This is a genomic window from Chryseobacterium sp. Tr-659 (assembly GCF_011752975.1).
In the GTDB taxonomy this organism is placed as follows: domain Bacteria; phylum Bacteroidota; class Bacteroidia; order Flavobacteriales; family Weeksellaceae; genus Chryseobacterium.
In genome coordinates this window covers 45,944-72,100 of the sequence record NZ_VWWP01000007.1, presented here as the reverse complement: position 1 = coordinate 72,100, position 26,157 = coordinate 45,944, and the positions used below count along the sequence as shown (strand labels likewise).

The 26,157-nt window shown below is 36.6% G+C and carries 25 protein-coding genes; 9 read left to right on the top strand and 16 right to left on the bottom strand.

The features are described 5' to 3' along the window. Positions 1–49: 49 nt before the first annotated feature. Entirely contained in the window at positions 50–895 is an 846-nt protein-coding gene (locus tag F3J23_RS15200; RefSeq protein WP_167030802.1) for an ABC transporter permease, read from the bottom strand. Positions 896–897: 2 nt separating this feature from the next. Next, positions 898–1,800, bottom strand: coding sequence for an ABC transporter ATP-binding protein (locus tag F3J23_RS15195; RefSeq protein ID WP_167030801.1), 903 nt, complete (start codon positions 1,798–1,800; stop codon positions 898–900). Positions 1,801–1,916: 116 nt separating this feature from the next. On the opposite strand from F3J23_RS15195, the gene F3J23_RS15190 reads away from it, so the two are divergent. Beyond that, positions 1,917–3,272, top strand: coding sequence for an AAA family ATPase (locus tag F3J23_RS15190; RefSeq protein WP_167030798.1), 1,356 nt, complete (start codon positions 1,917–1,919; stop codon positions 3,270–3,272). A 50-nt stretch (positions 3,273–3,322) separates the two neighbouring features. Then, a complete protein-coding gene (locus F3J23_RS15185) occupies positions 3,323–4,429 on the top strand; it encodes an NAD(P)/FAD-dependent oxidoreductase (protein WP_167030795.1) in 1,107 nt (368 codons plus the stop codon). Positions 4,430–4,583: 154 nt separating this feature from the next. Here F3J23_RS15185 and F3J23_RS15180 read toward each other — a convergent pair whose 3' ends face one another. Together F3J23_RS15180 and F3J23_RS15175 are read right to left on the bottom strand one after the other, a co-directional pair. Next, a complete protein-coding gene (locus F3J23_RS15180; RefSeq protein WP_167030792.1) occupies positions 4,584–4,778 on the bottom strand; it encodes a hypothetical protein in 195 nt (64 codons plus the stop codon). A 21-nt stretch (positions 4,779–4,799) separates the two neighbouring features. Next, positions 4,800–5,072: a hypothetical protein gene (locus tag F3J23_RS15175; protein ID WP_167030789.1), complete on the bottom strand. Its 273-nt coding sequence runs from the start codon at positions 5,070–5,072 to the stop codon at positions 4,800–4,802. 133 nt (positions 5,073–5,205) lie between these two features. On the opposite strand from F3J23_RS15175, the gene prfB reads away from it, so the two are divergent. After that, the gene (prfB, locus tag F3J23_RS15170; RefSeq protein WP_167031416.1) at positions 5,206–6,318 is read left to right on the top strand and encodes a peptide chain release factor 2; all 1,113 of its coding nucleotides are present in this window, start codon (positions 5,206–5,208) and stop codon (positions 6,316–6,318) included. Between the two features lie 86 nt (positions 6,319–6,404). Next, a complete protein-coding gene (locus tag F3J23_RS15165; protein ID WP_167030786.1) occupies positions 6,405–7,100 on the top strand; it encodes a DedA family protein in 696 nt (231 codons plus the stop codon). Positions 7,101–7,204: 104 nt separating this feature from the next. Here the strand turns inward: F3J23_RS15165 and F3J23_RS15160 are convergent, their stop codons facing one another. Beyond that, the gene (locus F3J23_RS15160; protein ID WP_167030783.1) at positions 7,205–8,074 is read right to left on the bottom strand and encodes an alpha/beta hydrolase; all 870 of its coding nucleotides are present in this window, start codon (positions 8,072–8,074) and stop codon (positions 7,205–7,207) included. A 58-nt stretch (positions 8,075–8,132) separates the two neighbouring features. Then, positions 8,133–9,572, bottom strand: coding sequence for a serine hydrolase (locus tag F3J23_RS15155; RefSeq protein WP_167030780.1), 1,440 nt, complete (start codon positions 9,570–9,572; stop codon positions 8,133–8,135). A 111-nt stretch (positions 9,573–9,683) separates the two neighbouring features. On the opposite strand from F3J23_RS15155, the gene F3J23_RS15150 reads away from it, so the two are divergent. Then, complete coding sequence (locus F3J23_RS15150) at positions 9,684–10,565, top strand: DUF808 domain-containing protein (protein ID WP_167030777.1); 882 nt, start codon at positions 9,684–9,686, stop codon at positions 10,563–10,565. A gap of 62 nt (positions 10,566–10,627) precedes the next feature. On the opposite strand, the gene F3J23_RS15145 is transcribed toward F3J23_RS15150, so the two are convergent. The 6 genes from F3J23_RS15145 to proS form a co-directional block, all read right to left on the bottom strand. Beyond that, on the bottom strand, positions 10,628–11,605 hold the full coding sequence (locus F3J23_RS15145; RefSeq protein WP_167030774.1) for an HNH endonuclease: 978 nt from the start codon (positions 11,603–11,605) through the stop codon (positions 10,628–10,630). An 87-nt stretch (positions 11,606–11,692) separates the two neighbouring features. After that, a complete protein-coding gene (gene dnaJ / locus F3J23_RS15140) occupies positions 11,693–12,808 on the bottom strand; it encodes a molecular chaperone DnaJ (protein WP_167030771.1) in 1,116 nt (371 codons plus the stop codon). A 102-nt stretch (positions 12,809–12,910) separates the two neighbouring features. Next, entirely contained in the window at positions 12,911–13,450 is a 540-nt protein-coding gene (locus F3J23_RS15135; RefSeq protein WP_410498023.1) for a nucleotide exchange factor GrpE, read from the bottom strand. A gap of 242 nt (positions 13,451–13,692) precedes the next feature. Next, positions 13,693–15,027 (bottom strand): Nramp family divalent metal transporter, encoded by a 1,335-nt coding sequence (locus F3J23_RS15130; protein WP_167030765.1) that lies wholly within the window; start codon positions 15,025–15,027, stop codon positions 13,693–13,695. A 112-nt stretch (positions 15,028–15,139) separates the two neighbouring features. After that, positions 15,140–16,471: an OmpA family protein gene (locus F3J23_RS15125; protein WP_167030762.1), complete on the bottom strand. Its 1,332-nt coding sequence runs from the start codon at positions 16,469–16,471 to the stop codon at positions 15,140–15,142. Positions 16,472–16,590: 119 nt separating this feature from the next. Beyond that, a complete protein-coding gene (proS, locus tag F3J23_RS15120) occupies positions 16,591–18,066 on the bottom strand; it encodes a proline--tRNA ligase (RefSeq protein WP_167030759.1) in 1,476 nt (491 codons plus the stop codon). Between the two features lie 144 nt (positions 18,067–18,210). Here proS and F3J23_RS15115 point away from each other — a divergent pair, with 144 nt between their 5' ends. Together F3J23_RS15115 and F3J23_RS15110 are read left to right on the top strand one after the other, a co-directional pair. Beyond that, positions 18,211–19,320: a prolyl-tRNA synthetase gene (locus F3J23_RS15115; RefSeq protein WP_167030756.1), complete on the top strand. Its 1,110-nt coding sequence runs from the start codon at positions 18,211–18,213 to the stop codon at positions 19,318–19,320. Positions 19,321–19,373: 53 nt separating this feature from the next. Next, on the top strand, positions 19,374–20,759 hold the full coding sequence (locus F3J23_RS15110) for an OmpP1/FadL family transporter (protein ID WP_228455352.1): 1,386 nt from the start codon (positions 19,374–19,376) through the stop codon (positions 20,757–20,759). Positions 20,760–20,830: 71 nt separating this feature from the next. On the opposite strand, the gene F3J23_RS15105 is transcribed toward F3J23_RS15110, so the two are convergent. Then, positions 20,831–21,550, bottom strand: coding sequence for a ZIP family metal transporter (locus tag F3J23_RS15105; protein WP_167031414.1), 720 nt, complete (start codon positions 21,548–21,550; stop codon positions 20,831–20,833). Between the two features lie 2 nt (positions 21,551–21,552). Next, on the bottom strand, positions 21,553–22,278 hold the full coding sequence (locus F3J23_RS15100) for a class I SAM-dependent DNA methyltransferase (protein ID WP_167030750.1): 726 nt from the start codon (positions 22,276–22,278) through the stop codon (positions 21,553–21,555). A gap of 137 nt (positions 22,279–22,415) precedes the next feature. Here F3J23_RS15100 and F3J23_RS15095 point away from each other — a divergent pair, with 137 nt between their 5' ends. Further along, positions 22,416–23,582 carry a class I SAM-dependent RNA methyltransferase gene (locus tag F3J23_RS15095; protein ID WP_167030747.1) on the top strand — a complete coding sequence of 389 codons (1,167 nt, stop codon included), beginning with the start codon at positions 22,416–22,418 and terminating at the stop codon, positions 23,580–23,582. A 14-nt stretch (positions 23,583–23,596) separates the two neighbouring features. Beyond that, the gene (locus F3J23_RS15090) at positions 23,597–24,031 is read left to right on the top strand and encodes a branched-chain amino acid ABC transporter substrate-binding protein (RefSeq protein ID WP_167030744.1); all 435 of its coding nucleotides are present in this window, start codon (positions 23,597–23,599) and stop codon (positions 24,029–24,031) included. A 45-nt stretch (positions 24,032–24,076) separates the two neighbouring features. On the opposite strand, the gene F3J23_RS15085 is transcribed toward F3J23_RS15090, so the two are convergent. Together F3J23_RS15085 and F3J23_RS15080 are read right to left on the bottom strand one after the other, a co-directional pair. Then, positions 24,077–24,883 carry a helix-turn-helix domain-containing protein gene (locus F3J23_RS15085; protein ID WP_167030741.1) on the bottom strand — a complete coding sequence of 269 codons (807 nt, stop codon included), beginning with the start codon at positions 24,881–24,883 and terminating at the stop codon, positions 24,077–24,079. 40 nt (positions 24,884–24,923) lie between these two features. Beyond that, positions 24,924–25,937: an SDR family NAD(P)-dependent oxidoreductase gene (locus F3J23_RS15080; RefSeq protein WP_167030738.1), complete on the bottom strand. Its 1,014-nt coding sequence runs from the start codon at positions 25,935–25,937 to the stop codon at positions 24,924–24,926. Between the last annotated feature and the right edge of the window lie 220 nt (positions 25,938–26,157).

Sequence of the window (26,157 nt, the reverse complement as noted above, 5' to 3'; positions counted from 1 at the left end):
CAAAGCGGGAGCATTCACTCCAATATTTATCAATTTTAGATAGTAGAATTTACCAGTCTCTCTTTCTTAGAATCCAATACGATCCGATAATAAAGAGAGCACACCAGATCAGACAAGCAATAAGGCTTTCTGTAGGGTAGTGAAATTCATATTTCATTCCGATTGCTTTTGCCATATTCAGTCTTACCATTGGATTAGCAATAAGATTGGACATACTTTCCAGTGGTAAAAGATTTGTTACAAAGAATTCGTTTTGAAGAATTTCATTTCTTTGCGCCCCCTGCATGCCCCCTACTTTTGTGAGAACTTCCACGCTGGATAAAATACTTTCCACAATCCAGAAAACAAAAAGAGCAAGAAATACAAATACCGATTTTCTCAATAGAATAGATAAGAACATTAAAAAACAGAAGAATGTAAATAATTTCACAAAATAATTACCAATAAAGAAAATCTCTGCAAAAACCTTAGAAGATTCCGTTGTGTTGGAGTACTGATAACCTAAAAACATAGTAATAACAAACAGGATTACGGTAGATACAGTGGTAAAAATAGTTATGGTAAGCAATTTTGAATTGATGAAATCTGTTCTGCTCAATCCATCAATTGTATTCTGTTTGAACATGCGGTTGCTGAATTCCTGTGAAATTGAGAAAACAATAATTAATCCCAAAAATATCTTCAGTAAAGCAACAATCCATGTTGTAAAATTCCATATCTCCGGAAAATTATAAATGCCTTGTTCTTTTAAATTGATGGTTGCTCCGAAAAGATCAAAATCTACCAACCCAATAAAAAGCAATGCAATAAGGATCGCAAAATATATTATTGTAAAAACCTTGAAGGGTTTGTAGTTCAGGTTTTTGTAGTATTCAAGTTTTAATAGCTTTATCATAATTAATTTGTGTTTTTTACAAGTTCAAGGAATTGAGATTCAAGAGATAGTTTTTTCTTAGTCAGATGAGATAAGAAAACTCCTTTTTCTGCCAGTTTTTGGTTCAGAGCCGATGCAGAGATTGATGCATCATCACGAATCTGGGCTTTAATAAGATCTCCCTCCAGATTGATGGTGGTAAACCATTGAAGTTCATTCAATATATTTAAAAGTAAGGTATTATTATCTGCTTTTAATTCAAAATAACCATTATTGGAAGTCATTTCATCCACTCTTCCGCAATAGATGGAATTTCCCTCTTTCAGTACTATCACATGGCTGCATATTTTTTCAATTTCATCCAGAAGATGACTCGCAATAATAATAGTAATACCTTGTTTAGCAATATCGTTGATGATTTCTCTGATTTGAATAATCCCTTCAGGGTCAAGGCCGTTGGTAGGCTCATCCAAAATTAAGACTTCAGGGTTATTCAGCATTGCAGAAGCAATCGAAAGACGCTGTTTCATTCCTAAAGAGTAGGTTTTGAATGCATCTTTTCTTCTTTCATATAGATTAACGGTTTTCAAAACTTCTTCAATCCTTGAATAAGGCGTTCCTTTAATTTCTGCAACAATTTTAAGGTTGGTTTCCGCATTCAGATAAGGATAAAAATTGGGCTGCTCAATAATAGCTCCTATTCTTTTTAGTGTTTCAGGATCTGTTCCTTTTTTACCAAACCAAAACCAGTCTCCACTCGTAGGATTGATTGTTGAAAGCAGCATTCCAAAAGTGGTGGACTTTCCGCTTCCGTTTGGACCAAGAAGACCATAGACATTTCCTTTTTCAACATCAAAAGAAATATTGTTTACCACTATTTTTTTGAATTTTTTTGTCAAATTCTTTACTGATAATATTTTTTCCATGTAATTTGTTTTACATAGTAGTAGTCTATGTAAATTAGAAAATGTTACAGAATTATCATAAATCAATTTAAATTTAGTTGTAAATACATTAAATTTGATTGAATTAATCAAAAGTTATGAAATTAATTGAACTCGCAGACGAACTCAATGTTTCTGCAGAAGCCATAAAACAGTTTATACAGGATTTTGATCTTGAACTTGTAGACTGTATCAGTACCAATTTTGATGTGAAAGACGATTTTGAAAAATTTGCGCGTGAAAACGTAGATTTTTTAAGGTTATATGAAAAAGATCTGGATAAAAATAAAACGGTTGAACAGATTGCAGAAGTCATCAATCAGCCTAAAGATAAAGTTGAAAAAGTAATTAAAGATAATAATCCGAATATTTTTGACAACGGATTTTTCAAATCTTCCATTTCAAGTTATGGAATTGATAACAAATTAGGGGGAAACTATCAGTTTGTTTATGATTATTTCGGGCATAAAACAAGCCTCCAGCAAAGAGATTTCATAGGATACAGAGATCTTTTCTTTTATACATCAGCCGTTTTGGAACCCTTCCTGAACCCGCAGCAGATCAAAGACTGGGGAATCAACAGACCCGCAGGAATTATTCTGTACGGACCTCCTGGAAGCGGTAAGATCTTCTGGGCCAATAAAATTGCCGAAATCATCGGATATCAGTTTAAAGAAGTTAAAAAGCACTATCTGGGAACTACTCTGATTGACGGAAGTGAGATCAACTTCAGTGATTTTCTGCTTTCCATGATGAAAGAAAATAAAATATTACTCTTCCTTGATGATTTTGACGAAATTATGATGCAGAGAAGAGCAGAAACAGACCTCGCATCCTGCAATCTGGAGGCGCAGGAACTTATTCTTCATTATATAGGAAAATTCGAAAAAGAAGGGGTTTTAATGGTAGGATCTGCCAATTCCGTTTCAGAAATAGATGAAGAAATTCTCGCTCCGGGAAGATTTGATGTGATGATTCCTATATTTCCGCCTAATGCCTCCGAGCGTTCGGAAATTATCCTATATGCTATGACCAGAGGGCTTGAAGAAGATTCTCTACTCTACAAAATACTTAAAAACAACAAAGCAGATAAAGTCCCTTTTTGGCATGAAGTATCTTCAAGAATGAAAGCATTCAGCAATACCATGTTGGTCGACTTTACCCAGAGTTTAAAAAAGCGTATAAAAAACCTTTACCAGAGAACCCGTAACGAGAAGCTTAAGATTGATCAGAACCTTTTGAACGGAGCTTTAAGAGATGCTTCCGCAAAACTTACCGAGGAATACCTTGATCAGGTAGCAAGATTCCTGGCAGATGTAATCATTAATAATTTTGATGAATTCAGGTTCAGAATTCAGGCATTAAAAAATGAACTGGAAACGTACAGGATTGTTGAAGAACCCCAGCGGGCTATTGGGTTTCAGCATAATGAGGATGAGAAAAAAGAGGATTAAAGCCGGAAGTTTTTAGAAGAAAACATAAAAAGATTCATCACTGATTATCTATGAACAGCATTTGGGAGCTAGAAACTTTTTACAGAAAGAGAGATATTATCATTATCGGAGCTGGATTTTCCGGCCTTTGGACGGCGATATCCATTAAAGAGAAATATCCCGATCAATCTGTTTTGGTTATTGAAAGAAATACGATTCCGCTGGGAGCCTCAACACGGAATGCCGGTTTTGCATGTTTTGGAAGCCTTACGGAAATAATTGCCGATTCCCGGAAAATGGGTTGGGAAAAAACATTGGAACTGGTTGCGATGAGGTTTGCCGGACTTCAGAGAATCAGACAATATTTTAAAAGCGATGAAATAGATTTTGAACTGAACGGAGGATATGAAATTCTCAGTAATGAAGAGCCATTACAGTACCTTGACACTGTTAATGAAAAATTGAAATCAATAACAGGACTGGATAAGACTTATTACGCTGATCAGGAAAAAATAAAAGAATTCGGGCTTGGAAAATCCCCTTTCCTCATTGAAAACCCATGTGAAGGAAGCCTGCATTCCGGAAAGCTGCTTCAGAAACTTCTGGAGAAATGTTATGAGTTAAAAGTAGAATTTCTATTCGGAACATCAGTAAAAAGGATTGATGAAACAAAAGATGAGATACATGTTCAACTCTCAGAAGATCTTTCTGTAACAGCAGATCAGATTATTTACTGTACAAATGCTTTTACTGGCCAGTTTCTGAAAGAAGAAGAAATTATTCCGGCCCGCGGACAGATCATTCTGACCGAACCTATTGATGGATTGAAGCTGAGAGGAACTTTTCATTATGATGAAGGGTTCTACTACTTCAGGAATCTTGGGAACAGAATTTTGCTGGGAGGTGGGAGAAATCAGGATTTTAAAACGGAAGAAACCACGGCTTTTGAAACCACAGAGTTTCTGCAAAATCACCTTGAAAATTTTTTAAAAGAAGTGATCTTACCGGATCAGAAATTTAAAATTGCTTTGCGCTGGTCAGGAATAATGGCTATGGGAACAGAGAAAACACCTATTGTAAAACAGATTTCGGAAAGACAGTTTTGTGCAGTACGGCTTTCCGGAATGGGAGTAGCATTAGCTCCGAAGATCGGAGAAATAGTTGCTGAGATGATTTAAAAAAAATATTGTTGATAATCCAAAGTAATAATTTACCTAAATTTGAACACGAATAATGTTGGATGACTCAATATAAATACAGGGTATTTTTTTCTTTACTTAGTCTGCCTCTTGTACTTTTTGTAATATTCTCAGCTGGAGGAGGACATGGAAGTTATTGGCCGTTTTTGGTTCTTTTTCCTTTCAGTATGACTGGGAGTTTATTTAATGAAAATATTTCACCCTTCCTATTTGTTGCAGGGTTATTACAGTTTCCTATATATGGGTTTTTACTGGATAAAGTGAATTGTAGAAAAGTTTTACCTTTTATTGTTATAGCACATATTCTTTGTGCTTTCCTTGTTTTCATACTAAAAAGAGAAAATTTTTTTTAATGATTTTTCCACCAATCGAAAATAGTTTCCGACAATTCTTCTGAATTAAATTCATAGGTATAAAGACCATAGGTCAGACATAATTCTGTTTCTATGACGATTTTTAGTTTGTTTTTGTCAACTCCTTTTTCCAGATGTTGAAGTAATTTTTCAGTTATATGATCAAAACTGCTTTTGGAAATACCTGGCATTAGATTAATTGAAACAATTAATTTTTTTAAATGCGTAAAATTACCATGACGTTCATTGATCAAATCATTAATATCCATTTAACCTTGTTTTAAAGTTTAAATATAATGTAAAAAAAGTTCTCAGTTAGAACTCAAAATTTTAAACCTGGAACTTTGAACCCGTACCTCTCCACTCTAAAAGAATTCCTTATTTTTGCAAAAAGAAAAATTCGTGATCAACAACGACCAGATAAAAGAAGTTCAATCCAGAATTGAAGACCTACACAGATACCTTCAGATTGAAAAAAAGAAAATAGAAATTGCCAATGATGATGAAAAAACGGCAGCTCCTGAGTTTTGGGATAATCCTAAAACCGCTGAAACATTTCTGAAGCAGCTTCGTTCCAAAAAAAAATGGGTGGAAAGCTATGATGAAATTCAGACACAGTTTGAAGACCTTCAGGTTTTAGCCGATTTTGCTAAAGAAGATCCCGATTCTGAAAAGGAACTGGATGAAACCTTTCCGGAATTGGTGGAAAAAATTGAAGACCTGGAATTTAAAAATATGCTTTCCAATGAAGGAGATGAACTTTCTGCGGTTCTTCAGATCACTGCAGGAGCAGGAGGTACGGAAAGCTGCGATTGGGCATCCATGCTGATGAGAATGTATACAATGTGGGCAGAAAAACAGGGGTATAAGATCCGTGAACTGAACTTTCAGGAAGGAGATGTAGCCGGTGTAAAAACCGTTACCCTGGAAATTGAAGGAGAATATGCATTCGGATATCTGAAAGGAGAGAACGGAGTGCACCGTTTGGTAAGAATTTCACCTTTCGACAGTAATGCGAAACGTCATACAAGCTTTGTGTCTGTGTATGTTTACCCGTTGGTGGATGATACTATTGAGATTAATATTAATCCTGCCGATATCAGTTTTGAAACCATGAGAGCATCCGGAGCCGGAGGGCAGAACGTTAACAAGGTAGAAACTGCGGTACGTCTTCGTCACGCACCTACCGGAATTATCATTGAAAACTCAGAATCCCGTTCACAGCTTCAAAATAAAGAAAAGGCCATGCAGCTCCTTCGTTCAAGATTATATGAAATGGAATTGGAAGAACGTATGAAGGCAAGAAATGAAATAGAAGCCAACAAAATGAAGATCGAGTGGGGAAGTCAGATCAGGAATTACGTAATGCATCCTTACAAACTGGTAAAAGATGTTCGCTCAGGTCATGAAACATCTGATGTGGATGCTGTAATGAATGGTAATATCACACCATTCCTGAAAGCTTTCCTGATGGCCGATGGGACAGCAGTTTCCGATGATGATCTGGATCTTTAAAAATCATATCTGAATTTTAGTTAAAATCTTATAATTAATTTTTGTTTCAGATATTTTACACCTATTTTTGTTGTTCATCAATATATATGGAAGATTTCAATAGCTGGAAGGATTTATTAAACCCGGAGTTTTATATTAAAATGGGAGGGTTTTGGCTTATTTTATTTATTGTTTTTGCTGAAACAGGTCTTTTTGTAGGGTTTTTCCTGCCTGGAGATTCACTTTTATTCGTTTCAGGAATTTATGCAGTTGAAATCATCAAAGAGACTTTTGGCTCTACGGGAAGCGATTTCTTGGATACTACATTACTATCCTCAGGAGTAGCTCTTGCTGCTATTATCGGAAATGAAGTAGGATATTATTTTGGGAGAAAAGCAGGTCCCGCTTTATATAAAAGGCCAGACTCAATGCTCTTCAAAAAGAAATATCTTTATCAGGCTCATGATTTTTTCGAAAAACACGGAGCTTTAGCTATCATCATGGCAAGATTCTTACCTGTTGTAAGAACTTTTACTCCAATTGTTGCAGGGATTGTAAAAATGGATAAAAAAGAGTTCTTAAGAGATAATATCATCGGAGCCGTTTTATGGTCATTTATTTTGATCTTTGCTGGTCATTATCTGGATAAATTATTCATGGAACAGTTTGGAATCAATTTAAAAGAAAAGCTGGAATATATCATTATTGTGATCGTATTGGTGACCACACTTCCGGTAATCATCAAATTTGTTTTCGGAAAGAAAGATGATTTATCAAAATACGAGAACAACGATTTTGAATAAGTATTAAATAACACAAAATAAATACAACAGCCGTCTCAATAAATGAGATGGCTTTTTTTTGCTTTAGATGTAGAAAACAAAGAGATGATTAGCAAAAACTGATTCTATTTTCTGATCCATTCCAGAATATTAGGATAGATGATGCTGTCTCTTTTTCTCTTGCTGAAAAATCTTGGAGCATGGCCGGCTCCTTTCATAAAAATAAATTTATGCGGAACATTCATCCGGCTGAGTGCCGAATCCATAGCTATTCCCTGATGCGGGTTAACCAGAACATCGTTATTTCCCTGAAATAATAAGGTCGGCACATCTGTAATATTGGCAATAGGGCTGGCTTCTTTAAAGGCTTCAGAAATGTTGCTGCGGTCAAATTTAATTCCAACCACCTTCTGAATGGTAGGCGAGGTATATTTGGAATAAAATGAATTAAGATATTCCGGACTGTAGAAATCAGTAGGCCCGCTTAAAGAAATGATCTTTTTGATCTGATCCGGATGCTGATAACCGTAAAGTAGAGCAAGATGGCCACCGGCACTTTCTCCCAGAATGATATAATTGTTGGGCCTGAGCTCGGCTTTCTCAGATAAGGAATTGAACTTTTCTATCGCGAGGCCAATATCTTCAAGCTGCTGTTTATAGGTAATTTTTTTCTTGGCAGAAACCAATCTGTAATTCATATTGATACTTGGAACTCCATTTTCAAAAAGCATTTTCTGAATCTGGATCATATGTTCTTTCTTTCCCAGAGTCCAGGCTCCTCCATGTACAATAAGAGCAACAGGAGAATCTTCCGCATAATCTTTGGGAAGAAAGACATCCATTTTCTGTCTTTTATGTTCTCCGTATTTCAGATTATAAATCTTCTGCTGGCCGCCGGGGCCTACCCAGACTCTGAATTTCGTATTGCAGGATTGCAGCAGAAAGCCTAGAGATCCCATAACGAAAAAATGATACCTGAGAATGAGCCTTTTCATAGAGTAAAAATACTGAAAATTCTATTGATGATCAACTAATTGAGTATGAAACCGATATTTAAAGCTTTTCGGCTGTTTTTGATGAAAGTCCTTTTTTGATCATAATAATATCTTTTTCTCCTTTTTTGAAAGTGAAAGAAATTTCGGTATCATCATCCAGCAGAAAAAATGCATCCTCTTTTTCAGCCAGCATTCTTACTTTAGGTTCATTATTGTTCTGAATAAAAAGCTGACCGTTTTCATACAGAATATGGATAATATCATCATCAGAAAGTTGATAATTACCTGCATATTTTTTGAGCGAATCAGCACTCAGAATTATTTCTTTCTTAGGTTGCGGAAGCGTGTAAGGCTCCCCTAAGAGGGCTGCTAAAATAGTATTTCCTGCTTTCTCCAGCTTTTTACTTGTGATGTTGTTAAGAAGTATGATACTGATATCATCCTTTGGAAGCATGGCAAAATAACTGGTAGAGCCTTCGATATTTCCGCCGTGGTTAATGAGTTTTTTCCCGTAAAGATCATCAATAAACCAACCATATCCATAGCCGCTTAAATAAGGCGTTGTCGCTTTTTTAAATGCTTCTTTGGAAACAATTTTATAATCTCTCAATCCTTTATAATAATTGTATAAATCTTCAACAGTACTGTATATCTGCCCTGCAGGACCGGTTAATGTAGAATTCCATATTTCCGTTTTATCTTGTCTTGTCTTTGATATATAAGAATAAGGAACCGTTTTATACGGACTTTTCAAATCTAAATAATCAAAGCCTGTATGTGTCATCTTGAGAGGATTTAGAATGAATTTTCTTACAGCATTTTCATAAGAGAGTCCTGTTACCTTTTCAATGATTACTCCTAATAAAATATATCCGGAATTGGTATATGAGAATTGGGTTCCGGGTTTGAAATCCAAAGGCTCGTTTTTAAAAAAAGAAAGCTCTTTATCTTTGTTAATGATTTCTCCTGTATGAAGCAAACGGACATATTCTTTATTTCGTAATGCTTCATAAATTCCCGAGGAGTGGGTAAGGAGATGCTCAATCGTAATTTCATTTCCCCTTGGATAATCCGGAATAAACTTCGAGATAGGATCTTTCACGGATAGTTTTCCTTCTTCGTCCAGCTTTACAATCACTAGAGCAGTAAAAGATTTGGTTAAAGAAGCGATCTGATAAATACTTTTGTTCTGATTAGGAATTTTTTTTTCTGCATCCTGCCAGCCGTATGATCTTTCGAAAATAATTTTGTTTTGATAATGAATCAAAGCAGTTCCATTGAATTTATTAACAGATGCATAGGCTTTTATAATGCTGTCTATTTCCTGCTTTTTCTTTTCCGGATTTATGCTGGCTGCATTTGTTTGATTTTGGGCTTGTAAAGGTGAACAAAATGGGTTCAACATAAAAATCAAAGATCCTAAAGCTAAAATATAAGATGAATGCCGCATAGTATCTGGTTTTAAAAAACGGTTAAAAGTAAGCAGACTTTTGTTCATATCAACAGTTTGAACAGAAAATTTTTTAAATTAATATTCAGAAATAAATTAAAAATAGATTTTAATATTTATTTTTGCAGAACTTAACAAAGATTAAAAAAAAATTAAAATATGGCATCAGGCTTTTTTGCAATTTTGGATGATATTGCAGCATTGATGGATGATGTAGCGGTTACCAGTAAGATTGCTACACAGAAAACAGCAGGTATTTTGGGCGACGACCTGGCTGTAAATGCAGAAAAAGCCACAGGTTTTCTTTCTTCAAGAGAGCTTCCGGTTTTATGGGCAATTACGAAAGGGTCATTCATCAATAAGCTGATTATTCTTCCTATTGCTTTTTTGCTCAACTGGCTCTACAAACCGGCTATAGAAATCATTCTTATTTTAGGAGGATTGTATCTGGCCTTTGAAGGAGTAGAGAAAATTATTGAGTTCTTGTTTCATCGTTCCAAAAAGGGACATGAGGTAATGGAGGAAAGTAAGGAAGATGAAAACTCGGAAGTTTCTGAAAAATCAAAAATAAACTCAGCCATCAGAACAGATTTCATTCTTTCTATTGAAATTGTTATTATAGCTTTAGGAACAGTTATTCAGCAAGAGCATCCGCTTATTACACAGATTCTTACCGTTACTTTTGTTGCATTTATTGCTACCGTTGGGGTATATGGAATTGTAGCGCTGATCGTGAGAATGGATGACGCAGGTTTCAGCCTTATCAGAAAAAGCCATGATAAAGGATTTTTTTCCAAGCTTGGCCATTTGCTGGTAAAAGCATTGCCTATCATTATCAAGCTTTTAGGAATCGTGGGAACCATTGCTTTGATTTTGGTTTCAGGAGGTATTTTTGCCCATAATATTCATTATTTGCATGAATTATTACCAACATGGCCGTCTGTTCTTAAAGAATTTACATTCGGAATTGTAGGAGGATTAGCTGCTGTAGCCGTTTTTACCATTGGAAAAGCGATATATTCTTTAGCTACGAAAAAATAAAACAGAATTAGATTTAAATAACCAAAAAAATCCTGTATTCAATTGAGTACAGGATTTTTAAATTATAATTGATTAAACCTTTTTTCATAATGATACTTTATAAACTCTTCATCAACATCTGTTCTTGTATAAGCTAGCTGTTGATGATGGAATACATTATGAGGGTCAATATGTTCTATTAAATTAGTAATAGGATTAATAGCAATACTACCATAATCAAATTCTGTATGGTGATAGGGGCAAACAATAATTATATTTCCAGAAATGTCAGGACCTTGGTGCTCACCTCCTAATGGTTTTAGATGATGCCCTTCGGAATAATTAAAGCCATTAGGTAATAAAATACTTTTACCACAAACTTGACATTTCCAATTATGTTCAGATTTAATATTCCTAGATAGTTTTGTATCTCTAATTATTCTTGTAACAACTGTTTGAACCCTAGAAGGTGGGGTGTAGTCTGGATTTTGGGGCTCATGAAGAGTAGGGACATTATCATAATAATCATCTTTAATAATCGGAGTGAAATCAATAAAATTGGTGATTTCGTCAAATATTTGATATAATTCAGGAGGACATATTGCAAAATACCTTTGGGAGACCCTTAGCTGATTTTGATATAAATTATAGAATTGCCCTTCAATGTTATCGTTTTTAATATTTCTTAAGCGCGTTTCATAAATATTAAAAATTTCACTTACTGGAAAAGGTTTGGGAATTTTATTAAAATTAGTAAGGTTAATTCTTTGATATGGAATCATATTTTCCCATTTATCGGGTAATGGTGGGGATTCTCGTGTTTCAATGATTTTTGTGCAGACTTTCGAAACTCCATAAAAATGATAATGATTGTTGAGCTTTACTAAATGTAAGATTATATCATTGATTTTGACTTGTTCCATTAATTTCCAGGCTTTCTTTGAGCTAGAATCAAATTTAGGACTCCATAAACAAGTTCCAAGTTCCCATCCAAGTCCTCCATGCCTTAAATTGGTTATTTCAATGTAAATATTTTGAGTATCATTTACTAAAGGTAACATTTTATATTTTTATTATAAATATAAAATAAAATTTACGTTGAAATGACTTATTTGTATAAAAAAAACCCTTTTAAAAGGGTTTTTTTATTAATTGAATAAATCTTTCACTTTATCAAAAAAAGTTTTTTCCTTTCCGGATGGTTCTGCAACCATTTCTCCGCTGGACATCTGCTTTTCAAAGAAGTCTTTCTGTTCTTTGGTCAGCTTTTGTGGTGTCCATACATTGATGTGAATAAACATATCTCCTTTTCCATAACTATCGATGCTTGGAAGTCCTTTTCCTGCTAATCTCAGGATTTTCCCGGATTGAGTTCCCGGATCAACGGTAATTTTCACTTTTCCGCCTACGGTAGGGATTTCTTTTTTTGTTCCTAAAGCAGCTTCAGCAAATGAAACGTATAATTCCTGGTGAAGATTATCGCCTTCTCTCTTGATCGTTTGATCTACTTCTTCTTCAATAATCACCAACAGGTCTCCCGGAGTTCCTCCAAATGGAGCATCATTTCCTTTTCCTCTTACATTAAGCTGAATACCGTCTCTTGCTCCTGCAGGGATATTGATTGTGATTTCCTCTTCATCTTTTACCAGACCTTGGGCATTGGCACCAGCCGGGATTTTATCAGCAACTTTACCAATTCCCTGACATGTAGAGCATGTTGTTTGTGTCTGCATTTGACCAAACATAGTATTCATTACTTTAAGCTGAACACCGGAACCATTACAGGTAGGACATGTTTTTGAAGTGGCTCCTTCAGCCATCTTCATTTTTTTTACTTTAATGGTCTTGTGAGTTCCGTTTACCATTTCCTCAAGGTTCAGCTTGATTCTGATTCTTAAATTAGAACCTTTCACCTGCTGACGGCCACCGCCGCCGCCAAATCCTCCGAAACCACCACCGAAAATATCTCCAAACTGGCTGAAAATATCCTCCATATTCATTCCGCCTCCGAAGCCTCCGCCTCCGAAACCACCATTTCCACCTACTCCGGCATGGCCGAACTGGTCATATCTGGCACGTTTCTGATCATCGCTTAATACTTCATAAGCTTCAGCAGCCTCTTTAAATTTTTCTTCAGCCTCCTTGTCTCCCGGATTTTTATCAGGGTGATATTTGATGGCCATTTTTCGGTATGCTTTTTTTATTTCGTCGGCAGATGCAGATTTGCTGATCTCAAGAACCTCGTAATAATCTCTTTTTGACATGACAATTTAATAATTGATTGTTGATAAATGATAAAAGATATTTTAAAGTTTAATAAGTGAAACATTCATCAATTATCACTCATCATTTATCATTTATGAATTTTAGTTTCCTGTTACTACTTTTGCAAAACGGATTACTTTATCATTTAAAGTGTATCCCGTTTCGATAACGTCTACGATTTTTCCTTTTAAATCCTCTGATGGGGCAGGAATTTGGGTAATAGCTTCATGGAAATCTACGTTGAAACTGTCACCAGCCTTTACTTCCATTGTCTTTAAACCCTTCTCGGTAAGTTTATTTTTGAATTTCTGATAGATCAATTCTACACCCTGAAGGTCAGCCGGATTTCCGTTTTTAGCGATTTCCTTTAATGCTCTTTCAAAATCATCTAAAACACCTAACATAGAAACCATCATTTCCTGATTGGCATACTGGAAGAATTCCATCTTCTCCTTAGATGTTCTTTTTTTATAGTTTTCGAATTCAGCATACAATCTGATGTAACGGTCTTTCTCTTCTGCCAAAAGTTCCTCTGTTGTAGGGGCAGCTGTCACATTGTCCTGAGCTGTTGTTTCGTTCTGAATATTGTTTTCTTCCTGATTATTGATGCTTTCTTCGTTAATATCCTGGTTTTCCATAATTCAATATTTATTTACAGAATTGTTTGACAAAAGGTCTGCCAAATGGAAAAATCAGGACATTAAGGCAGAAAACCATGAATATAAAATGCCTTTGTGAATTGTAAATAGGTCAATTTATTACGTCTGTAAATTGATAATGTCTGCCATTTAAAATCATAGGCTTTGTAAAGCAAAATTGACTATTGAGCACTCCCTTTAAAGAATAATCAATAGTCAATTGGATAACTGTATTTTGAATGTTTTTATTTCTCTGTAAATGTTTGATACAGCAGATATAGATTTAAAATAATAATGATAATGGAAATAATCCAGACACAAACTTTAAGGAATGGTTTGTTTACAAATTCTCCCATCTTTGCCTTATCATTCGTGAACATAACCAATGGAACTACGGCAAAACTTAACTGCATCGAAAGAATAACCTGGCTTAATACCAACAAATCAGTTGTGCCTTTTTCTCCGTAAAGAATAGTAACGATAAGCGCCGGAACAACAGCAATAAGCCTTGTGATCAGTCGTCGCAGCCACGGTTTTAATCTGATATTAAGAAAGCCTTCCATAACGATTTGCCCCGCGAGGGTTCCTGTAAGCGTTGAATTTTGTCCGGAAGCAAGTAAAGCGATAGCAAATGCAATACTCGCCATTGATGCACCTAAAATAGGGGTTAGCATTTTATAAGCGTCATGAATATCTGCAACATGTTCGTTTCCTGTTGTATGGAATGTAGCTGCAGCAAGGATAAGGATCGCTGCGTTAATGAAGAATGCGAGCATCAGGGATACTGTACTGTCTAATGTAGCAAATTTTATAGCTTCTTTTTTTCCCTCCGTATCACGGGTATAATCCCTTGTTTGTACAATACTGCTGTGAAGATATAAGTTATGCGGCATAACGGTTGCTCCCAAAATTCCGATCGCAATATAAAGCATTGCCGGGTTCTGAATGATTTCTTTTTGAGGGACCAGTCCTCCTAAAATTTCATTGAAAGCAGGTTTTGAAATGACTATTTCATACACAAAGCAAGCCAGAATAATAAATATAAGGCCGCCCACAATACTTTCGATCCACCGGAAACCTTTCGCCTGAAGCAAAAGAATGACCAGAACATCCACAGTTGTGATAACGATTCCCCAGGTTAACGGAATATGAAACAACAGGTTTAAAGCAATTGCGGAACCAATAACTTCTGCGAGATCACAGGCAGCAATGGCGATTTCACAGAATACCCAAAGAATAAAATTAGTGGTAGGGTTAAAGTGATCTCTGCAGGCTTGCGCCAGATCTCTTTCAGCAACTACCCCTAATTTTACGGATAAATGCTGAAGAACCATAGCAAAGATATTGGAGATCAGGATTACAGAAAGGAGAGTATACCCAAATTGAGCACCTCCCGCAATATCCGTAGCCCAGTTTCCCGGGTCCATATATCCTACGGCTACCATAAGCCCCGGGCCGGCAAAAGCAAGATATTTTCTCCAGAAAGTCCCTTTTTTAGGTACTTTAATAGATGAATAAACCTCTGATAAGGAATGTGATGTTTTATCTTTTCGCCAAGCGCTTTTTAAGTTGAAGTTCATAAATGTTAGAAATGACTAACAAATTTAATTAAATAAATGTAAACACAAAAATCATAACAAAAAAAATCCCGGAAAATTATTTCCGGGATCTAATTTTTATTAAGTCTAAAGATTATTTAGCAAATCTTACAGCCATTTTTCTGTCAGCTGCTCTTTCTGCATCAGATGCTTTTGCATCCACTTTAGCGAATTTACTTCCGTAACCTTCTGCTTCCAATACCTGAGCACCAACACCCGCTTTTCCTAAAGCAGCTTTAATGAATTCAGCTCTTGCTTTGGATAATTTTACGTTAGAAGCTTCATTTCCTGTTTTATCAGTATAACCACCGATTTTGATTTTAGCATCAGGGAAAGCTTTAAGAATAGCTACCAGGTTATCCAATTGTCCTTGAGAACCTGCCTCAAGTTCAGTAGAACTTCCTATTTTAAAATTAACGTGATCAAAGTCGTACCACTTATCTTTCAATGCAGCATCATCAGCAGCGTTTTTGTAACCATCGGATTTCAGGAATGCGATCATTTGATCTTCCATTCCTCCTTTGTAACCTTTCAAAGCGACTCCGTTAAGATCAATGTTCTCGTCAGTCTTAGCCGTTGCAGGAGCAGGAGTTGCTGTTCCAGCAGCTGCTGTGTCCGTAGTAGAACCGGTTTTCATCGCTGTTGAATCTGCAGAAGTGGTAGTAGTTGTTGTCTGTTTTTTCTCGCACTGTTTCCACAAGAAATATCCGGCTGCAATTAATAATAAAAGCGGAAGCAACCATTTCCAGATTGAACCTCCGCCTTGATTATCATTATTGTTATTATTAAATTGTTCTCTTATTTCTCTTGCTCCTTCTGAAACGTTTTCTCTTGCCGTAGCAACACCTTCAGCGATGTTATCTTTAGCGGTAGAAGTTACAGAAGAAACCGTTTCCTTAGCCTGTCCGAACCAATTTTCTGCTCCCAGTCCAAAGGAAGCCAGAGAAAGTCCTGCCGGCAATAAGGATGAAATAATGCCTTTCTGATCATTCAGTAAGCTGGAAATACCTGAAGCTCCTAAATTATTATCTGCTGCGTATTTTCCAACTGTGCCTACCGTAGCTCCGGTAACCAGATTTAACAAAGAACCTGCAGAAGTATTGCTGATTCCTGAAAAACTGGCAATGGAATTTACTAATCCTCCTATCTTATCTCCGAAAAGTGAAGACAATAAATTGGTAATAATAGGATTACTGGACGATCCGCCTAATAGATTTCCTAAAATTCCACTTGATGGAGCCTTCGTAATAGCATCCACAACGCCAGGGTGATCTGCGTTATTAGCCAATCCACCTACTACAGCAGGTAATAAGCCACCAATTGCTTTAGAAATACCTGATTCGCTTTCTCCAAACTGTGATGCAGCCTGTGAAACCAAAGCGGGACCTAATTGTCCTTTAATTAAATCAATGACATTTAAAGACATAATAATAAATTTTTTTGGATTAATGTTGAGATAAATTTAAACAAAAATCCGTCCAAATGTCACCTTTTTTTGAATATTTCTTTAAAAATTAACGATTTTTTTTAAAATCATTAAAATTATTAGTAAGCTTTTGCGAATAATACACGTCTCTTAGAAGGTTTTCCAGAAATCAGTGAAGTTCCTTCTTCTACATCATCATCCAGAGGAATACATCTGATGGTAGCTTTAGTTTCGTCCTTGATCTGCTCTTCTTCTTCAGCGGTACCATCCCAGTGAGCATAGATAAATCCTCCTTTCTCTTCCAGAACTTTTTTAAATTCTTCGTAAGTATCTACTTTTGTGATGTTATTTTTTCTGAATTCAAAAGCTTTGTTGTAAATATCCTGTTGAATGGTCTTTAATAAATCTTCAATGTAAGAATCCAAACCTTCAATAGAACGAACTTCTTTCGTAAGGTTATCTCTTCTTGCAATTTCCACAGATTTGTTTTCCAGATCTCTTGGTCCCATTGCAATTCTTACAGGAACTCCTTTCAATTCATATTCTGCAAACTTCCAGCCCGGTTTGTTCTGGGTGTCATTATCAAATTTTACAGAAATTCCTTTTGCTCTCAATTTAGCCTGAATATCCAACGCCACTTCACTGATCTGTTCCAACTGCTCTTCTCCTTTAAAGATCGGAACAATCACTACCTGGATAGGAGCAAGGGTAGGAGGAAGTACCAATCCGAAATCATCAGAGTGGGTCATGATTAAAGCTCCCATCAGACGGGTTGAAGTTCCCCATGATGTTGCCCATGCATGTTCTATTTTTCCTTCTTTATTGGTGAATTTTACGTCAAATGCCTTTGCGAAGTTCTGACCTAAGAAGTGAGAAGTTCCTGCCTGTAATGCCTTTCCGTCCTGCATTAATGCTTCGATACAGTATGTTTCATCAGCTCCGGCAAATCTTTCAGAAGGAGTTTTTAATCCCTGAACTACCGGAATGGCCATGAAATTTTCTGCAAAATCTGCATATACTTTATTCATTTTTTCCGCTTCTTCCACTGCTTCTTCTTTTGTAGCATGGGCAGTGTGACCTTCCTGCCACAAGAATTCAGCTGTTCTTAGGAACAATCGGGTTCTCATTTCCCAACGTACAACATTCGCCCATTGGTTAATCAATATAGGTAAATCTCTGTAAGATTGAATCCAGTTTTTGTAAGTATTCCAAATAATTGCTTCTGAAGTAGGGCGAACAATAAGCTCTTCTTCTAGTTTTGCATCCGGATCTACAATCAGTTTCGATGGATTGTCCGGATCGGTTTTTAATCTGTAGTGGGTAACAACTGCACATTCTTTTGCAAAACCTTCTGCATTCTTTTCTTCAGCCTCAAACAAGCTCTTGGGCACAAAAAGCGGAAAATATGCGTTAACGTGACCTGTTTCTTTGAACTTTTTATCCATTTCATCACGCATTTTTTCCCAGATTGCATAGCCATACGGTTTGATTACCATACATCCACGCACGCCTGAGTTTTCAGCTAAATCAGCTTTTACAACCAGCTCATTATACCATTTGCTGTAATCTTCGCTTCTTGAGGTTAATTTTGCCATTATTTTTTAAAATTTTTTTAACTTTTGTACATTATTGTTATCTAAAAATAAAAATCTATTTTTGATAGATTTTTTAACCAGTATTTTGGTACATTTTTGGTACAGATTGCAAATATAATTTAAATTAAAAATTTTTACGTTATCATGAAAAGAAATATACATAAAAATTTGCTTGGTCTGCTAAGATCCAAAGGGATTCTAGCGATATCAGGCGGATTATTGCTTGTGTCTTGTGGTGCTCAGATGGGAGGGTATAGCGAGACAGATGGGGTATATTATGACCCTAACAAGGATACGCTACCGGAAGGAGTTATCATTAATGGTAGCGGAAACAGAGTCGGAGAATACTACGACTATTACCAGGATTCCAATGTGATTCAGAATGCAGAAGCGAATTCTAGGGAGCAACAAAACAAATATAATGACTGGAGTGGTACCAATGCCAATTGGAATACTAATGCTACAGACTCGGATTGGGGGATGTATGCAGGTTCACAAACCAACTATTATGACAATTCCTGGGGATGGGGATCTCCTTGGGGCTGGTACGGAGGTTATAGTCCGTATTGGGGCTGGAACCGTGGCTGGGGCTGGGGTGCAAGCTTGTCCTGGGGTTGGGGCGGATCATTCGGCTGGGGCTGGGGAGGCTCTTTCGGATGGGGAAGTCCTTGGGGCTATTCTCCTTATTGGGGAGGATATTATGACCCATTCTGGGGCGGTTACTACGGAAACCCTTATTGGGGATACGGTGGCGGCTACTGGGGCGGTGGTTATTATAACAGACCTGTATACAGAAGAAGCGGCGTAAGCGGTGGCGGATTCCAGAATACGGGTGTTGCCAACGCGGTCTATAGAACCAATACAGCGAATTCTGGATTCAGAAACAACAATGGTAACGGAGGTTTCAGAAATACAACCAACGGAGGCTTCAGAGATGCTAACTCTAATGGTGGATTTAGAAACAGTAACGGTGGTTTCAGACAACAGGGAGATTCCGGAGGATTCAGAAACAGTAATTCCGGAGGATTCAGAAATTCACAATCTAACGGTGGATTCCGTAATTCAGCTCCTCAGACAAGACCTAATTATGATTCTCAGCCAAGATATAATAACGGAGGTTTCAGATCTAATGATTCAGGAGGTTTCAGATCCAGTGGAGGTTTTAATTCCGGTGGAGGCGGAGGCTTCAGAGGCGGTTCCGGTGGCGGAGGTGGTATGAGATCAGGCGGCGGCGGTAGAGGCGGCTTCAGATAATTTTCAAATAAATAAACTATAAAAAAATAATGTTAAAAAAATCTTTAGTAATAATGAGTATTTCTGCGGCATTTTTTGCGCAGGCTCAGGATGTTTCTATCATAAGAAATACCGTGGATGTTTACTCAAGTACTCCTATGGTAGGATCGGCCAAATTTAATGCGATGGCTGGTTCTAACGGGGCTTTGGGTGGTGATGCCAACTCGTTACTTACCAACCCTGCAGGTTTAGGAGTTGCTATTTCAGGAGAGGTTTCAGGAACTTTATCTATTTTAGGAAATAAAAACAGCAGCTCTTGGGCTGGATCTACAATAGACTATAGCAAAACCAAGGGAGATCTTGGAAATGCAGGAGGAATAATTGCTTTTCCGTTAATGACAGAAACCGGATGGAAGTTTATTAATATCGGGATCAATTTCTCAAATCAATCTCTTGATAATGTAGTACAGTCTCCTGGGAATAGTAATATAGTCTATGCCTTTGATAAGGATGATGTAACCAAAGATGCTTCTCTTGCAGGTCATACTTACGAAAGGTATGGAAACTTGTCAAAGATGAGCTTTGGGGTAGGTGCCAACTATAACCACAGTTTTTATGTGGGAGCAGGATTAAACTTTTTCAGTGCTTCAGTAGATCAGTATGACACTTTAGGATACCGCAACCTTGCTAATGGTTCTACGGAATTATTCAGCAAGCAGGATACGCCTTATTCGGAAAGATCTTCTGGTTTTTCAGCTTCATTAGGGGTAATTGGAAAGCTTAGTCCTAATTTCAGAGTGGGGGCTTCCCTTGAAACTCCTACGTTCTGGACTATTGACAGAAATTACAATTTCTACAATGATCCTACTTACGGCGATGATGTAGCAGCTGAAAATAGAAAATTTACTTCTCCGCTTAAAGCAACAGTGAGTGCTGCATTTGTGGCGAGCAAGAATTTCTCATTAAACGTAGATTATACGCTAGGGCTTACAAAACCTGATTATAAAGTATACGGACCGGCAGAAAGAGAATTGAATGATTTCTTTAAGGAAAATTACAAGAATCTGTCTGAAGTAAGAGTAGGAGCTGAGTATAGAGTACAGCAATTCAGATTGAGAGGAGGTTATGCTTACCAGTCAAGTCCTTTGGATGCTCTTACGATCAGTAGATTTAATGATGCTGGCAGCGTAGGAGATCAATCTTACAGCAATTTGATGTTAAGTGACAGAAATACACTTTCATTCGGTATTGGGTATGATTTCAAGGCATTCTATATTGATGCATCATATCAAAATATTTCATCTAAATACAGCAATCCTTTTATGAGAGGATATATGGGTGATAACTTTGATTCTTCTTATTATTCATATAACAAGATATTCGAGAGTGATTCTTATGCTGTAAGTGAAGTGAAGAACAACAGAAATAATTTCTTTCTTACCGTAGGATGGAAATTCTAAACGTTAAGTAATAGAAAGATTATAAAATGAAAGCTCCGAATTTTCGGAGCTTTTTTATTTTTAATGGATAATTAGCTGGCAACAGGATGTTGATGGAAGAGATGCATGACCAGAGCCAGTGAAACTCCCAAAACAACCAGTCCTATTTTAACCCAGTCGATATTATGATTCTTATTGCTTTCAAAAATGATTACAGATGAGATGTGAAGGAAAATTCCACCTACAACAGCCAGGAAATAAGGCTGAAGATTGGGGTCGAAATAATTTCCCAGCAGCATTCCCATTGGAGAAGCTAAAGCAAACAGAGCTACAATCAGAATTGAAGGGTAAGATGATGAACTTTTGGATTCTCCTTTTCTATTGAATAAAAATGCTCCCAGAATAAATGAAATAGGAAGATTGTGGAAAACAATTCCCAAAAGATACGGAGACAGCGCGTGCTTTTCATTAGCCAAAGGAATTCCTTCAATAAAAGCATGAATGAATAACCCTACCATTAAAGCAGCAGGAAGAATATTATGATCATTATGGTGATGAAAATGACCATGTTCAAAACCTTTGGTAAGAGCTTCCAGGATCATCTGGAGAAGAACTCCGCCAATCACGAATATCCCAAGATTACTGGCTTGGGCAGAAGTATAAACCTGCGGGAAAACTTCATTGAGACAGATTGTAATCAGAAAACCGGCACTTAATATCAGCAGATTTTTGGCAAGCTTTTCTTTTTTACCAAAATATTTTCCCAGAAATACTCCTGTGATCACACTTAAAATCAGTAAAAGTACTGTTATCATTAGTTTTTCTTAAATAAATTGATGCAACGTGGGGAATTCTCTTTGTTAAACTCATTAAGCTGATAATCTCCCCAGATTTTTATCCTCTCGAAACCGCATTCAGAGGCATACGCATGAATGGCTTCCAAAGTGTGAAGCTTTACTTTTTCAAAGAAATGAAAAGGTTTACCATTTGCTTCAAAACGGATGTCTTTGATGATATGTCTCCCTTCAATCTTTTTCAGGATTTTAAAATCTATATCACCACGGGTAATTATCGTTTCAGGAACGATAGTATTTCTTACAAATTCTTCATTCAGATAATCCAGAACGAAATATCCCCCGGGCTTCAGAACGTTGTAAACAGATTTAAATACCTTTTTGTCGTCGTTTTCATTATCGAAATACCCGAAGCTTGTAAATAGATTGAAGACAGCGTCCATAGGATCTGCATCAATCGGGTTTCTCATGTCGTGAACCTCAAAAATTAATGTTTGATTTTCATATTGTTTATCAGATTCAATACTTTGTCTTGAAAGGTCAAGTCCCAAAACATCATATCCTAATTTATTAAGAAAAACGGAGTGTCTTCCTTTACCACAGGCAAGATCTATGATTTTGGATTGTGGCGGAAGCTGGAGATCCGCAGTAAGCTTTGTGATGAAGTTTTCAGCTTCAGTATAGTCTCTGTTGCTATAAAGTAAATGATAATAAGGGGTATCAAACCAAGATTCAAACCATTCCATAATGCAAAAATAACTAAATTTGTGCGGTTAAAAGCAAAGTATTTTATAACATTAAGAAATTGAAAAATTCAATAAGAAGGGATGTTGAATAGGTAATTGTTTAATTACTAATGCTTTAAACCTTTAAAATTTATATTATGGACATAGAAAATCTACAAATACAGATAAAAACATTCTTCGGATTGGAGCAGATTCTGGCAGAAGAAATTAAAAAGCTGGGCGGAAGAAAGGTTGAAATCAAAAACAGAGCAGTAAATTGTGAGGGGGATCTTGGTTTCCTTTATAAAATTAATTACTCTGCAAGAACGGCATTGAAAATTCTGGTTCCGATTCATCAGTTCAAAGCTTTCAATCAGCATCAGTTTTATGATAGACTATTCAAATTTGACTGGGCGGAATTTATGGATGTTGAGCAATCTTTTTCTATTGATGCAACGGTTAATTCTGAAACGTTCAAGCATTCTCAGTTTGTAACGTTAAAAATGAAAGATGCAATTGTTGATTATTTCCAGGAGAAATTCAAAAGACGTCCGAATGTGGAAACCAGAAACCCGGATATCAAATTCCATCTTCATATAGATAGGGAACTGGTGATGATTTCAATGGATTCTTCAGGTGATCCTTTGTTTAAAAGAGGCTATAGAAGAGAGCAGGGAGAAGCTCCTATCAATGAAGTTTTGGCGAGCGGAATGCTTCAGCTGGCAGGATGGGATGGAAAAGGGAATTTCCTTGATCCGATGTGTGGTTCAGGAACATTGCTGATTGAAGCGGCTATGATTGCTATGGATCTTCCGGCCCAAATATTCAGAAAAAGATTCGGATTCCAGAACTGGAAAAACTATGATGCGGAACTGTTTTCAAAAATTAAAGAATTCAGAGTGAACAGAGTTCGACAATTTGACGGGAAAATCGTAGGATACGATATTGATGCCAGAATGCTTAATGCTGCCAGAATGAATGTAGAAGCAGCAGAAATGGAGGATGTTATTGAAATTAAAAAACAGAATTTCTTTGATTCTAAAAAAGAACTTTTCCCTTTATTAATGGTATTCAACCCGCCGTATGATGAGAGAATCTCTATTAATGATGATGATTTCTACAAAAAGATAGGAGATACCTTTAAAACAAACTATCCTAACACATTAGCATGGCTGATCTCTTCAGACCTTGAGGCTGTGAAGAAAATAGGTTTACGTCCTTCGAGAAAGATCAAGCTTTTCAACGGAAAACTGGAAACAAGATTTTTACAGTACGAAATGTATGAAGGAACGAAAAAAGTACATAAACTGGAAGATAATAAATAGCCATTTACAAAAATATGTCCTGGAATTTTTTTGATGTATTTGATGCAATCATTGACGTAGTGGAGCTGGTTACTTCAGGCTCTGGGACATCGCGTTCAAAATCTGACAGAAAGAGTTTGAATTATGATGAGAAACCCCAGAAAAAAGTATCTAAAAGATCCAGATATTTTACTGAAAAGATAAGTGCAGGGTTCATTGCAGCAGCGGCTGTCTTGCTGTCTATTGTTTTTAAAGATCCTTTGCCGTCAGAAAATTATACACAGACATTAATTGTAGCTTCTTTAATAGGAACAGGAATTTCAGGTTTGTTATTTTTTGTTTTGTCCGTTATGGAGTTGTATTATTTTAAAAACCTTTTCAAGCTGCTTCTTTTCAGTATTTCAACAATATTACTGATGACTTCGGTAGTTTTATTCATCTATTTTAAGTCAGGTGTATTTATCGCTTAATTATAAAATAATCCGTATCAAAATCTGATACGGATTATTTGTTTTTTATCTTGCCAGAGACGGCGCAAAGCCATACTGTTTTTTAAAAGCATGTGAAAAATGAGAGAGGTCTTCAAAACCGACTTCCAGAAAAACATCAGAAGGCTTTTTATTCTTTTCAGATAAATGATAATAAGCCAGTTCCAGCCGTTTATGAGTAAGCCATCGTTGCGGCGTAGTTTGGAAAATTTTTCTGAAATCCCGGTTGAAAGTTGATAAACTCCTTCCTGTAAGATATCCGAATCTTTCTAAAGGCATATTAAACATATAATTTTTTTCCATAAAGTTGATCAGATCAACCTTTCCCGGTTCATCAAAATCAGCCAGTACGGAATCGATATTTCTGTCAATCTCTCTTAAAATACTAATAGCTTCTGTAATTTTTAAATGAGCAATATTCTCAGGGAGCGGTCCTTCAATTTCAAAATAAGGGATGAGAGATGCCAGACAGCTTTTCAGAAGAGGATGATTGCTGAAACGATGGATATTGGATTCCGTACAAATAGTTTTCTGCTGGTTATCAACAGAAGCATAAAATTGTTTCAGTCGTTCTGTAGTGAGGTGCATAACCACTGCCTGATGCGGAAGGCCGTCTTTCGGATAATTAATGATGGTGGCAATGTGGTTTCTGGGAATCAGGAAGATATCTCCGGCTTTGAAGATATAGGTTTTATCAGCCTGAATGATTTTAGTTTCTCCAGAGATGAACCATACCAGCATATGATATTCAAAGACTGTTTCCGTCTTGAAAAGTTTGTCATCATAGCTCGAAAGCTTGATATCCGGTGTTAGGTATTGAAGCTGGAAATCCATTGTCAGTAGTTTGTAATTACAAATGTATTTAAAAAAGAAATTATTTTGCATCAAAACGGAACTCCAGCATTTCTTCGCTTAATTTCCATAATTTTTCAGCATTTTCTCTATCAATTGAATAAGGCTGTACCCCGCGTATGCTTGCCGGTTCATCAAATCTGTGCTCAATTTGTCCCCGGTCAATTTCTGCAATGTCACAGTTCTCACAATATACACCACCCATTCCATCGAGCTGAGGGCTTACAGAGCACCATACCGTAGTAGCCGCACCCTGTGGAACTGTTTTTAATTTTGCTTCCACTTCAGGTTTGATATTTCCGTTCTCATCATGAGTTCCCATTTGTTTAAAAAGCTCAATAGGTTCTTCTCTGCCCAGATCTGTACCATAAACAGAACCCGGATGAAGAGAATACGCTCGGATATCAAAGTCTTTTCCTCTTTCGTCAAGAGCCACGGCAAATAAATTACATGCTGTTTTGGATTGGCCGTATCCGGAGAGGGTTTCATAATCTCGTTTTTCAAAATTCGGATCTTCAAAATGGAAAGGAGACATTTGATGTCCGTATGAAGAGACACTTATCACTCTTGCACCATTAGCTCTTTTCAGGGCAGGCCATAACTTTGCCGTAAGGTGAAACTGACCAAGGTAATTGGTAGCCAGCTGAGATTCAAAGCCTCTGCTGTCTCTGCGAAGCGGAACCCACATAATTCCGGCGTTATTAATAAGAAGATCCAGCTTTCTGCCTGAAGCAACAAATCTCTCTGCAAAAGCTTCAATGGATGCAGGATCCATCAGATCCATTTTTTCAAGTTCAAAATGGTTAATTCCTGAAAGATTTTTTCCTGCCTTTTCAATATCTCTGGCGGGTATAATCACATGTGCTCCTGCTGAGGTTAGAACTCTTGTGGTTTCAAGACCGATTCCGGCGTAACCCCCGGTGATGATCACTGTTTTTCCATTAAGATCGATTCCTTTGATGACTTCCTGAGCCGTTGAATAGGTTGTGAAACCTGAATGAAGCGGCTGTTGCATTGGATTGAGATTCTGTTCCATTTTTTATTGTTTTAAATTTCTAAAGCAAAATTACAAGGTATTTACAGGGATGATTTTGTTTAGAATGTCAAATAATTTGGTTCAGAGTTTCAATTCAGATGTAAAGGTCGGAGAAATTTATATATACGGTAATAAGAAGAAACGAGCTTAACTTAATTATATAAATAAAAAGCCCCTTGAAAAGGAGCTTAGATTTAAGATATACTGAAATTTTGTATAT